Source organism: Streptosporangium vulgare, assembly GCF_042428775.1.
GTDB classification, from domain to species: domain Bacteria; phylum Actinomycetota; class Actinomycetes; order Streptosporangiales; family Streptosporangiaceae; genus Streptosporangium; species Streptosporangium vulgare.
In genome coordinates, this window is sequence record NZ_JBHMBS010000008.1 from 101,042 (window position 1) to 113,035 (window position 11,994).

Consider the following 11,994-nt stretch of genomic DNA (forward strand, 5'->3'; position numbering starts at 1 on the left):
CCTCGGGAGTCACCTGCTCCCGAGGTCGGTGAGGTGCTCCATCGCGGTGAGGTCGATCTCCATCGCGCTCGTCCTCGGGGGCAGGCCGAGCGCCTGAACCGTACCGGCGCGCAGCTCGCCCGCATGACCCAGCACGGCCTCGCCGACGAGCAGCTCCAGGCAGCGTCCGGGCAGCCAGGGGGCGTGCTCGGTGGGCCGGGTGACCAGCCCGGCCCCCATGATGTGCGCCGCCGTGCGCGCGGCGTCGACCGCGCGGGCCCACGACGACTCGCCGGTCAGGGCCGCGGCGAGGTGGCGGGGCTGGGCCGGGACGGCGGCGTCCAGCGCGGCGAGCTGGTCGTCGGTGGGACGGCGGTCCGCCAGGGGGACGGGCGGGAGGTCGCCGCTCGGGGGCCGCACGAAGACCGTCCCCTGTTCGAAGAGCGCCGGGGCGGGGTTTCCCCGGGCGAGGTTGAGCTTCAGCGCGGCCAGCAGCCCGGGAAGAAGCGTGGTGCGCAGCGACGGCTCGCGCGGGCTGATCGGGTTCGTGAGCGTCAGCGTGGCGCGGCGCGGGTCGTCGGGCGCCAGGCCGAAGGCGTCCCACGCGGCGTCGCAGACGAAGGGGAAGCACGGCGTCTCGACGTATCCCGCCCCCGCCAGCGCGTGCCCGATCCGCCGCCGCAGGTTCTGTGCCCGGGTGAGCCCCCCACCGGCCTCCCGTCTCCGTACGGCCCTGGCGCCGTGGCCGCGCGCCAGCGGGATGGTCTCCATGTCGGGTACGGCCCGCGCGGCCGGCACGGCTCGCGTCACGGCCGCGGCTGAGGTCGTGGTCGTGGTCGTGGTCCGGGGAAGGGGTCTGGGTGGCGGTCCGCCGGGGGCGAACTCGTTCATTCCAAGGGGGAAGCGGACGTCGCCGTCGACGACCTCGCGCATGTCCCTCAGCCCGTACCGGAGCATCAACGTCCGCTCGACGCCCATGCCGAAGGTGAAGGCGCCGTACCGGTGCGGATCGACGCCACAGGCGGCCAGCACCCGGGGATGGACCATGCCGCACCCGCCCCACTTGATCCATCCCGCGCCGCGGCACGTCCCGCACGGGCCGGCGGGAGCCTCTCCGACGACGCTCTCCCGGGGGGCCACGGCGGGATTTTCCGCGACGGTGCCACGGCAGACCGCGCACTCCACGTCCACCTCGGCCGACGGGTCGGTGCAGGCGAAGCGGTGGGTGCGAAGCCGGGTCACCGTGCCCCTGCCGAACATGGAGGCGGCGAAGTGGTCGAGGGTCTTCTTCAGATCGACCATGGTGAGCCCCAGGTCGACGGCGAGAACCTCGGCCTGGTGGAACACCGGGCTGTGGGTGGTGTCTGCCGTGTCGGGACGGAAGGCGCGGCCCGTACAGACCACGCGGAGGGGAGGGGGCGTGTCGAGCATCGCCCGCACCTGCACCGGTGAGGTGCGCGCGCGCAGCACGAGACCCGACCTGCGGCCGGGGGCCGAGGGGTGCTCGACGTGGAAGGTGCGTTCGGGAGCGCGGGAGGGGTGGCGGTCGTCCATGTTGAGGGCGTCGAAGGCGAACCACTCGGCCTCGATCTCGGGCCCCTCGGCGACGCGGTAGCCGAGATCGAGGAAGACGTCGGTCATCTGCTCGGCCATGATGGTCACCGGATGCCGGGCACCCCGCGAGTCGTACGGCGCGCTCCCGGCGCGGCCGCTGGATGCGCTCCTCATCGACTGCTTCTGCCTTCTTCCTCTGTGGGGCTGTGGGGTGCTTCCCGCGTTCTCCCTGTGCGGGCGGCTCCCGAGGCGGTCAGGCGAAAGCCGCCGGATCGCCTTCCGGCCGGGATGTGACGGGAAGCGAGCGGAAGCGCGGATCGTGGCGACCGGACGACCTCACGAGTGGGACGCGAGGTCACCTGCTGGAAGGGGATCGGCGTGCGACACCCGTTCGGGAACACCGGCGTTCACGCGTCATCCCGAGCCCTCGCTACGCTGAGCGCTGGTATGACTACTCAAAGTTATTGCCCGGTCGATGAGCGAGTCAACATGCCACCAGATCGGTGACGGGGCGGGGCGGGGAAGGGCTCCGGGCGCGGGCGGGAGATCGGCGGCGCGCATCCGTTTTCCCGGCGAGGATTTCCCGGCTTTTCCGGCTTTTCCGGCGTGATTCTTCAGGAGGGTCGTCCGGCGGGGCCGGACACGATCGGGGCACCCCGCTCGGGTGTGGGCGGGGTGCCCCGATCGTGTCCGGCCAGTTCACCGGTTCGGCCAGTCCGGCCGGTTCGGCCGGTTGGCCGATTCGGTTCGTTGGCTGGTTCGGTTCGTCGGCCGGTCCGGGCGTGGAGTACCCGGATCCGGGGTGGAAGGTCAGCCCGCCCGGGTCTGGGCGAGGTATCCGGCGAACTCCTCCAGGGAGATGAGGCCGTCGCCGTCCTGGTCGATCTTGGCGACGGCCGCCGCGGCCGCCTCCGGGGTGATCGGCTGGCCGAGCACCTCCATGAGCCTCGTCAGCTCGGGAACCGAGATGAGGCCGTCACCGTCAACATCAACGATCTTGAAAGTCGTCGCGTAGTCGTCCGCCACGATTGCATCCGCCTTCGGCAGCAGGGAAATCAGACGCCAAGCACACTAGCGGGATTCGAGGCGCGTCTTCCGGCTGAAAGCGGAGGTTTCCAGTCGTTCCGGCCATGACGGAGGCGCCGCCGATCCGGTCGGCGACGCCTCTCTGTCCCTCTGTTCCGTCACGCCGCCTCGCGTACCGCCCACGTCATCCCTCTGCCTGCGTGGACGGCCCGGCGAAGGCCGGCCGGACGGTCAGGCGCGAGCGCCGGCCATGGCCTGGCAGGCGTCGGCGCACATCCGGCACGCGTTGGCGCACTCCTTCATCATGGAGTCGCTGCCCATGGACATGCACGCCTCGGCGCACTTGTTCGCCACCTTCGCGCACATCGCGGCCATCTCCATCGCCATCGGCGACTGGCGCATCATCATGTCCGCGCACATGCGGGTCATGTCGGCGCAGTCCATGAGCGGACCTATCATCGCCATGTCGGCATGCTGGCCCCCCTGCATGAGGCAGTAGGTCATGGTCTGCTCGCAACGGCTGTGGCTCTCCATGCACGCATCGATGCACTTCTGCATCTGAGGGCTCATCTTGACCGCGTGGCTCATGCTTTCTCCCCGTTTTCGTGACCGTTCTGCTTCAACGGCCGAAGATCTCGCAACAGTGTTGTGCCCCTGTCGAGTGCCCTTGCCGGCCGGGGAGTTCTGCCTTTAGTCGCAGATGGCAATAGTTTTGTGCATAAATTCACTCATCATTTGTAGGGTTAGTGGGAAAAGTGGAGGCGGCCGGACCGCCTTTGGCCGGACCATCGTGGTCAGACCGCCACCACCAGAGCATCGCCGTCAGCTCCTCGCCATCAGCCCCGCACCATCAGGTCCGCACCGCCAGGTCTCCGCCTTCAGGTGCCCGCGGTCAGACCACCGCGCCTGATCCCTGGCGGGCCGGGGCCGGTCCCCTCCGCTTGGGCCGTGGCGGCGCGGTGGGCCTGCGCCGCTCCAGCTCGACCGCGAGCGGTCCCGCGACCAGTGCGGAGGAGAGCGTGCCGACGACGATCCCGATCAGCAGCGCCACCGCGAAGTCGGTCAGCGAGTCACCGCCGAGCACCGCCAGCGCGGCCAGGATGAACAGCGCGCCCAGACCGGTGTTGACCGTACGGGGCACGGTCTGCAGGATCGCGGTGTTCGTCACCTCGGCGAACGGGGCCTTCGGCCGCGCGCCCCACAGCTCGCGGACCCGGTCGAAGACCACGACCTTGTCGTTGACCGAGTAGCCGATCACCGTGAGCATCGCGGCCAGGAACACCCCGTCCACCGGCTTGCCGAGCCACGCGAACGCGCCGACCACGATCGTCGCGTCGGCCACCAGCGCCAGCACCGCCGCCAGCCCGAACGTCCAGCGGAACCGGAAGGCGAGATAGGCGAGCTGCGCGGCGAGCGCGACCCCCAGCGCGATCAGCGCGTTGCGGCGCAGTTCGTCCCCGAGGCTCGGCCCGACGAGCTCGTCGCGCTCCTTGGTGACCTGAGCGCCCCCGCTCTCCAGCGCGCTCTCGATCCGCACCACGTCGGCGGGACCGATCTGACCGGCCCGTACGGAGATGTCCGCACCGGAGGACTGCACCACCGCGTTGGGGAACCCGGCCTCGCTGACGAGCTCGCGGGCGGCGTCGGCGGTCATCGGGGTGCTCGTGGAGTACTCCACGAGCCTGCCCCCGGTGAACTCCACGCCGAAGTCGAGCCCCCGCACCGCGACTCCCGCCACGGACGCGGCCACCAGCACGCCGGTGACCAGGAAATACACCGTGCGGCGACCCATCAGGTCCGGCTTGCGCGCGTTCAGCCAGGTGCGGACGCGCCCGATGTCGGACAGGCCGGTCAGCCTGGGGCGCGAGGACACGGCCTGGAGGCTCACCGCCCACTGGGCCAGGACGCGCGTGATGACCATCGCGGTGATCAGCGAGGCGATCACACCGATGCTCAGCGTGACGCCGAAGCCGCGTACCGGCCCGGACGCGAGGAAGAACAGCAGTCCCGCGGCGAGCAGCGTGGTGATGTTGGAGTCGGCCACCGCGCTCCACGCGTTGCGGAAGCCCTTCTCCAGCGCGCCCCGCAGTCCCGGCTCCGCCGCGTACTCCTCCCGGGCCCGTTCGAAGACCAGCACGTTGGCGTCGACCGCCATGCCGATCGCGAGGACGAAGCCCGCCAGTCCCGGCAGGGTGAGCGTGGCGCCGAGCGCCACCAGCGCCGCGTACGAGATCAGCGCGTAGCAGGCGAGGGCGAAGGCGGCGATGAGGCCCACCAGCCGGTAGGTCACGACGATGAACAGCGCGGTGAGCGCGATGCCGATGACCGCGGCCTGGGCGCTGGCCGTGATCGCGGCGGCGCCGAGCGTCGGGCCGACGGTCCGCTGCTCGACGATCTCGACGGGGACGGGCAGCGAGCCGCCCTTGATCAGCAGGGCCAGGTCGGCGGCCTCCTCCGAGGTGAAGCTGCCGGTGATCTGGGTGGACCCGCCGGGCAGGCCGACGTTACAGGCCACGTCCTCGTTCACCTGGGGTGAGACGATCACCTTGGAGTCGAGCACGATGGCGACCCTGCGCTTGGGGTCGCCCGCCTGGTTGCAGGCGGCCTGGCCGGTCAGTTCGGCCCACTCGGCCCGCCCGCTGTCGCGGAAGTCGACGGTGACGAACCAGCCGCTGCCCTGCTGGGCGTCGATCCCCGCCTCGGCGCCGCTGACGCCCTCACCGGTGAGGGCGGCCGGTCCGATGTGCAGCCGGCCGCCGCTCTCGTCGGGGAGGAGCTGCTCCCCCTTCCCAGGCTTGGTCTCGGACGCCGGGTCGGGGACGCCGAGGACGGGGTGGAAGGTGAGCTGCGCGGTCTTGCCGATGACCTCGGCGGCCTTGGTCGGGTCCTGCACGCCGGGCAGTTCCACGATGATGCGCCGCTCGCCGGAGCGGGCCAGCGGCGCGTCCGCCACGCCCAGGCCGTCGGCCCGGCGGCGGAGCACCTCAAGGGTGCGGTCGGTGGCCGCGGCGTCGGCCTTGACGGTCGGTGAGTCCCTGGTCTCCAGTACGAGCTGGGTGCCGCCGCGCAGGTCGAGTCCGAGGCGCGGCGACATGGTCAAGGCGATGAACAGCGAGGTGGCGATGACGGCGAACGCCGCCACCGCGCGTACCACCGGGGCACGCGACATGGGAGCCTCCACAGGCTGGGGAATTGTCCTCGGGGACGCCGGAGGGACCGGCCTTTCCCGGGCGCCGGCGTGTTTCGGGCACGACGGCCTTCAGGTACGGGAAAGGCGTTTTCCGGTACGGAAAGAGGTGTTTTCCGGTACGGCGAAAGGCCCGGAGCGGCTCCGGGCCGGTTCAGCCGTCTGTGGAGGCGGGCGGCGCTCGTCCCGGCCTGACCAGCAGGGCCGCGAGCGAGTGGGTGTCGTCGTCGCGGGCCGGACGCGAGTCCTGGCCGGTGGCGAGGGCGAGGTGCCGCAGGTCCGCCGGTGGGGTCGCGAGCGGGTGGCCGCCCCCGCCTCCCAGACCGATCCCGGCGGCGGAGAGGCCGGTGACGTGGGCGTTCCTGTGCCCGCTGTCGGAGACCGGGCGGGAGAGCCGCTGGTGCTCCCCGGAGGCCTGGGCGACGGTGCTGTGCCGCAGGAGGACGGCGGCGCCGCTCCCGCCCAGCCCGCCGGAGACGAGCAGCGGCAGCAGCAGGGCGAGCAGCCAGCCGAAGGGCGCGCCGCGCCTCAGCTGTCGCATGGTCTCCTCCTGGCCGTGTTCCGTCCACCGTAACGCGCCGGGGGGCCTCGTGATCTCATGGGCGCCGACCCAATGTCAGCGTTGTCTCATAAACACGTCAAGGGAGGGTAGTGCGGACGCATGCGACTCACCTACACGGCCGATCTCTGGTGGAAGAACGCCGTCGTCTACTGCCTGGACGTCGAGACCTACAAGGACGGGAACGGTGACGGCATCGGTGACTTCCGGGGCCTCACCCAGCAGATCGACCACCTGGACCGGCTCGGGGTGACCTGCATCTGGTTGATGCCGTTCTTTCCCAGCCCCAGCCGCGACGACGGCTACGACATCAGCGACTTCTACTCGGTCGACCCCCGGCTGGGCACCCTCGGCGACTTCGTGGAGTTCATGCGCACCGCCAGGGACCGGGGCATGCGGGTGATCGCCGACCTGGTGGTCAACCACACCTCCGACGAGCACCCCTGGTTCAAGGAGGCCCGCTCCAGCCGTGACTCCCCCAAGCGCGACTGGTACGTCTGGCAGGACGAGCCGGGGCCCGTCGACCCGAAGGCGATCGTCTTCCCCGACAAGGAGGACAGCCTCTGGGAGCTGGACAAGAAGACCGGCCAGTACTACTACCACAGCTTCTACAAGTTCCAGCCCGACCTGAACACGGCGAACCCGCAGGTCCGCGACGAGATCGCGCGCATCCTCGGCTTCTGGATGGAACTCGGCCTGTCGGGCTTCCGGGTGGACGCGGTGCCGTTCCTGATCGAGGGCATCGGCGGTGACCCGCACGAGTTCCTCGCCGACCTGCGCGCCTTCATGAACCGCCGTGACGGCACCTCGATCCTGCTGGGCGAGGTCAACCTGCCCTACCCGGACCTGATGAAGTTCTTCGGCGACGCCGGGAACGGCGACGAGGTCACCATGTGCTTCGACTTCATCGCCATGCAGCGCTTCCACCTGTCGATGGCCCGCCAGAACCCGGAGGCCCTCGCCGAGGCCCTGCGCGACCGGCCCGAGCCGCCCGACGACTCCCAGTGGGCGATGTTCGTCCGCAACCACGACGAGCTGACCCTGGACAAGCTCACCGAGGCGCAGAAGCAGGAGGTCTTCGACGCCTTCGGCCCGGAGAAGAACATGCAGGTGTACGACCGGGGCCTGCGCCGTCGCCTCCCCCCGATGCTCGGCGGCGACATGCGGCGGCTCAAGCTGGCCTACAGCGTGCTGTTCTCCCTGCCGGGCACGCCGGTGCTCTTCTATGGCGAGGAGATCGGCCTCGGCGAGAACCTGAAGGCCGAGGGCCGGATGGCGGTCCGGGTCCCGATGCAGTGGTCGGCCAAGGGCGGCTTCTCGCCCAACCCGAAGACCAGCGTCGCCTCACCCACCGGAAAGTTCGGCCCGCGCAACGTCAACGTCGCGGACCAGCGCCGCGACCCCGACTCGCTGCTCAGCTGGATCAGGCTCCTGGTCGAGCGCTACCGGGAGTCGCCCGAGCTGGCCTGGGGCGCGTACGAGATCCTGGACGCCGGTGACGTGGCCGTGCTGGCACACCGGGCCGACGCCGAGGGCGCCACCGTGGTCGCCGTCCACAACTTCGCCGACCGCGAGGCGAAGGTGGATCTCGTCCTCGAAAAGCTCGACGGCTGTGAGACGCTGGTCGACCTGCTGGTGGACGGCACCCTCGACCTGCCCGCCGACGGCCGGGTGAAGTTCACGCTGGAGCCGTACGGCACCCGCTGGCTCCGCGCCTCCGTCCCCGACGCGGCACCGGAGGACACCTCGGCCAAGAGCGAGTGAGTCCCTGAAGGAGACCCGGCCAAGAGCGGATGAGTCCCCCGGGGACTCCTCGGCCGAGGACAGGTGAGTCCCCGCGGGACACCTCGGCTGAGCACGGATGAGTTTCCGGGGACTCCTCGGCCGAGAACGGGTGAGCTTTCGGGGACTCCTCAGCCGTGAGCGGGTGGGCCCCCGCAGGAGGCGTCGGCCGGAAGCGGGTGATCCGGTCCGGAGATCATCCCGGGTCGCGTCCGAGGGGCCCGTCCGGTGTGCCCTCCCGCTCCCCGGGCCAGGCGAGCATCGCGAGCTCGGCGACCCGCTCCAGGTCCCGCCGGGTCGCGCCGTCGCGGGCCTGGTCGGACATGCCCTGGATCGTGGCCGCGTAGAACAGGGCGAGGGCTCCGGGGTCGGTGCCCTCGGGGAGGCGGCCCGCCGCCACGTCCGAGGCGATGAACGCCGCGATCGCGGCCTTGGCGCCCTCCCTGATCCCGCGCATCGCCTCCCGCACGTCGGCCGACTCCGGGCCGACGTTGACCGCCGCGCTGAAGACCAGGCAGCCCGGCGGATGCCTGGAGTCGGTGTAGTTGATCGCGGCCTCGCGCAGCATCCTGGCGATCGCCGCCCGCGCGGTCGGCTCCTCGGCCAGCGCCCGCGCGGAGAAGTCGTGTCTCCGGTAGCGCTGGACGACCTCCTCGAACAGGTGCCGCTTGTCGCCGAAGGCGGCGTACAGGCTGGGCGGCCGGATGCCCATCGCGGCGGTGAGCGAGGCGATGGAGGTGGCCTCGTAGCCGTGCCGCCAGAACTCCAGCAGCGCTATCTCCAGCACGGCGTCACGGTCGAAGGCGCGTTTCCTGCTCACCGGAGCATTGTATAGCGATCGCTAAAAAACCCTGCTACGGTCCCTTTCTGTAGCGATCGCTATAAAATCTGGGAGACGATGTGAGAACCGCGTTGGTGACGGGTGCGAGCAGGGGGATCGGCAGGGCGATCGCCCTGCGGCTCGGGCGTGAGGAGGTCCGGGTGGCCGTCCACTACGCCCGGGACGAGGCGGCGGCCGAGGAGGTCGTGACGGCGATCACCGAGGCCGGGGGAGAGGCGTTCCCCGTCCGGGCGGAGTTCGGCGTGGAGGGGGACGTGGAGACGCTCTTCGCCGCCCTGGAGAAGGAGGCGGACGCGCTCGACATCCTGGTCAACAACGCGGGGATCGTCGTCCCCGGCGGCATCTCGGAGACCACGCCCGAGGCGTACGACAGGATGTTCGCCGTCAACGTCAGGGCGCCGTTCTTCATCATCCAGCGGGCGCTGCCGCTCCTGCGCGACGGCGGGCGCGTCGTCACCATCAGCTCAGGCGTGACCAGGATCGCCTTCCCCGAGAGTCCCGCCTACGTCGCGACCAAGGGGGCGATGGAGGTGCTGAACCGGACGCTGGCCAAGGAGCTCGGCCTGCGCGGGATCACCGTGAACTCGGTCTCGCCGGGCATCACCGACACCGACATGAACGCGGGCTGGCTGCGCGGCGACCCGAGGGCCCTGGCGTACGCGACCGGGCAGGCCGTCCTCGCCAGGGTCGGCACCCCGGAGGACATCGCCGACGTCGTCGCCTTCGTGGTCTCCGACGACGCCCGCTGGGTCACCGGAACCACCCTCGACGCCACCGGCGGCTCCGGACTCCAGTGAGACCAGAGGTCAGGGGGTGTCGTCCTGCGGTTCGGTGGCCTCCCCCAGCTCGGTGAAGAGCGTGAGCTGGAGCCCGGCCGGACCCTCAAGGCGGGAGTTGAGCGAGTTCCACGGGGTCCGGACGGGTTCGGCGATCACCGTGGCCCCGGCCCCGGCCAGCTCGGCGGTGACGGCGACCGAGTCGTCCACCTCGAACGCCACCCGGATCTGCCCGGCCACTCTCCGCCCCACCTCGACCCGGTCGATGAACTCCGCCTGCGACGGGTCCGCGATCTCCAGGGTGGCCCGGCCCGCCTCCAGGATCGTCACCCGGCCGTCGGGTGAGGAGTACGCGGCCCGCTCGGGCAGGCCGAGCACGTCGCGGTAGAAACGCAGCGCCTCGTCGTAGTCGGCGGCGGTGACGACCAGGCGCAGCTCTCGAACGGTCATGACGGCTCCCATGGTGATCGCGGATGTCCCGACCACGACAGCACGGCCGGCCGCGTCCGGCATTCCCGGACGGATCCGAACGGGGTCCGGATCCGTCCGGGACGCAGCCGGCCGCTCGTCCGGGCTTCCAGACCACTCGCCAGGGCAGGTCGCCCCCGGGCCGGTTCATCCGCCCTCGGGCCGCGCTTCACCCGCCCCGGGCCGGTTCACCCGCCCCCCGGGCCGCGCTTCGCTCGCCCCCGGCCGCTCCACCCGCCCCCGCCGCGTTCACGGCCTTCGCCCTGGATGGCCCGGCACCGGTGGACGGCGACGGGCGGCGCCGTGGCCCCCGCACCCCCGACTTTCACCCGACACGGCCCCGTATCGATGAACCGCTTCGGCGAAGCGTGTTGGATGTCCATCACACAGATCGGATCGTGGACGAGGAGGTGACCGAGGTCACGGCCGCCGTCACGCCCACGCGCCACCTGATCGTCGAGACCCGGTTCTCGCTCGTCTGACGTCCCGTACCGCCATGATCGGAGAGAACGCAGTGACAGCCACCGTCGCGGCGCAGCCGCAGACCTCGGAGTCGTTCCTGGCCGGGCCGCTGCCCGCATACGTCTACGACCTGGTCGAGCTCGGCGCCCACGTCAGGGACATACGCGCCGCGCTGGGAGACGTCGAGCTGTACTACGCGGTGAAGGCCAACCCCGACCCGGAGCTGATGCGGACACTCGCCCCGCACGTCGACGGCTTCGAGGTCGCCTCGGGCGGCGAGCTCGCGCACGTGCGCGAACACTTCCCGCACGCGCCGATCGCGCTGGGCGGACCGGGCAAGACGGACGCCGAGCTGTTCGGCGACGTGACCCGCCTGCACGTCGAGAGCCCCGGCGAGCTGCGCCGCCTGCTCGCGTCCGGCCACTCGGCGGACGTGCTGCTACGGGTCAACCTGGACATCCCGATCGAGGGGGCCTCGCTGGCGATGGGCGGCGGCGCCACGCCGTTCGGGATGGACCCCGCCGGGATCGCCGAATGCGTCGCCCTGCTGGAGACCCAGAGCGCCGTACGGCTGCACGGAGTCCACGCCCACCTGGCCAGCGGGCTCGACGCGCCCCGGATGCTGGAGCTGGCGGCGGCCGTCCTGGACTACGCGCGCACGCTGGGGGCGACCGAGATCAACCTCGGCGGGGGCATGGCCGTCTCCTACGCCGACCCCGACGACCGGTTCGACTGGGCGGCCTACGGCAAGGGCCTGGCCGCGCTCCGTCGTCCCGGTGAGACGCTCCGGATCGAACCGGGACGCTCGCTGACCGTCTACTGCGGGAGATACGTGACGCGCGTCATCGACGTCAAGCGCGTCCACGGCGAGCTGTTCGCGGTCGTGGCGGGCGGGACCCACCACATCCGCACCCCCGCCACCAAGGGCCACGACCAGCCCCTGGTCATGACGAAGGCCGGGGAGCCGATCACGATCGTCGGCCAGCTCTGTACGCCCAAGGACATCCTGGCCCGCCGGGTCCCCATCGCGCTCAAGCCCGGTGACCTGGTGGAGTTCACGATGGCGGGCGCCTACGCCTGGAACATCTCCCACCACGACTTCCTGATGCACCAGAAACCGAGCTTCCACTATCTGACCCGATAGAGCCGGAGGGCACGCCCGCGGGCTCCGACCCGGGTACGGGGACACCCGCCGCTACGCATATGCTGCGCATCGTCGTTTTCATGTCAGGCAGTGTCCAGAGGGAGAAGCTCACCGTGTACAAGGAGTTCGCGATCGAGGCCGTGGTCTGGGCCATCCCCGTCGTAGTGCTGCTCGGGCTCGCTTTCATGATCACTGCCTGACCCGCGGGGCCCCGCC

Annotated in this window: 10 protein-coding genes; 3 read left to right on the plus strand and 7 right to left on the minus strand. The window is 71.0% G+C overall.

The genetic code is table 11. The features are described from left to right. Nucleotides 1–9: 9 nt before the first annotated feature. The 5 genes from ACFFRH_RS18590 to ACFFRH_RS18610 all read right to left on the minus strand — a co-directional run bounded on the left by ACFFRH_RS18590 (nt 10) and on the right by ACFFRH_RS18610 (nt 6,287). Nucleotides 10–1,707, minus strand: a complete 1,698-nt coding sequence (locus ACFFRH_RS18590; protein ID WP_386158076.1) for a tRNA ligase subunit PheS family protein — start codon at nt 1,705–1,707, stop codon at nt 10–12. Between the two features lie 636 nt (nt 1,708–2,343). Beyond that, nucleotides 2,344–2,559 carry an EF-hand domain-containing protein gene (locus ACFFRH_RS18595; protein WP_344747407.1) on the minus strand — a complete coding sequence of 72 codons (216 nt, stop codon included), beginning with the start codon at nt 2,557–2,559 and terminating at the stop codon, nt 2,344–2,346. A 231-nt stretch (nt 2,560–2,790) separates the two neighbouring features. Beyond that, nucleotides 2,791–3,117: a four-helix bundle copper-binding protein gene (locus ACFFRH_RS18600; RefSeq protein ID WP_344747406.1), complete on the minus strand. Its 327-nt coding sequence runs from the start codon at nt 3,115–3,117 to the stop codon at nt 2,791–2,793. A gap of 334 nt (nt 3,118–3,451) precedes the next feature. Further along, the gene (gene secD / locus ACFFRH_RS18605) at nt 3,452–5,728 is read right to left on the minus strand and encodes a protein translocase subunit SecD (RefSeq protein WP_344747405.1); all 2,277 of its coding nucleotides are present in this window, start codon (nt 5,726–5,728) and stop codon (nt 3,452–3,454) included. A gap of 172 nt (nt 5,729–5,900) precedes the next feature. Next, nucleotides 5,901–6,287 carry a hypothetical protein gene (locus ACFFRH_RS18610; RefSeq protein WP_344747404.1) on the minus strand — a complete coding sequence of 129 codons (387 nt, stop codon included), beginning with the start codon at nt 6,285–6,287 and terminating at the stop codon, nt 5,901–5,903. Between the two features lie 120 nt (nt 6,288–6,407). Here ACFFRH_RS18610 and ACFFRH_RS18615 point away from each other — a divergent pair, with 120 nt between their 5' ends. Beyond that, entirely contained in the window at nt 6,408–8,069 is a 1,662-nt protein-coding gene (locus tag ACFFRH_RS18615) for an alpha-amylase family protein (protein ID WP_344747402.1), read from the plus strand. A gap of 214 nt (nt 8,070–8,283) precedes the next feature. Here the strand turns inward: ACFFRH_RS18615 and ACFFRH_RS18620 are convergent, their stop codons facing one another. Then, complete coding sequence (locus tag ACFFRH_RS18620) at nt 8,284–8,907, minus strand: TetR/AcrR family transcriptional regulator (RefSeq protein WP_344747401.1); 624 nt, start codon at nt 8,905–8,907, stop codon at nt 8,284–8,286. An 80-nt stretch (nt 8,908–8,987) separates the two neighbouring features. Between ACFFRH_RS18620 and ACFFRH_RS18625 the strand changes: the two genes are divergently transcribed. Continuing rightward, nucleotides 8,988–9,725 carry an SDR family oxidoreductase gene (locus ACFFRH_RS18625; protein WP_344747400.1) on the plus strand — a complete coding sequence of 246 codons (738 nt, stop codon included), beginning with the start codon at nt 8,988–8,990 and terminating at the stop codon, nt 9,723–9,725. 9 nt (nt 9,726–9,734) lie between these two features. On the opposite strand, the gene ACFFRH_RS18630 is transcribed toward ACFFRH_RS18625, so the two are convergent. Continuing rightward, nucleotides 9,735–10,154: a VOC family protein gene (locus ACFFRH_RS18630; RefSeq protein ID WP_344747399.1), complete on the minus strand. Its 420-nt coding sequence runs from the start codon at nt 10,152–10,154 to the stop codon at nt 9,735–9,737. Between the two features lie 532 nt (nt 10,155–10,686). On the opposite strand from ACFFRH_RS18630, the gene ACFFRH_RS18635 reads away from it, so the two are divergent. Beyond that, a complete protein-coding gene (locus ACFFRH_RS18635) occupies nt 10,687–11,778 on the plus strand; it encodes an alanine racemase (RefSeq protein ID WP_344747398.1) in 1,092 nt (363 codons plus the stop codon). Nucleotides 11,779–11,994: the final 216 nt, after the last annotated feature.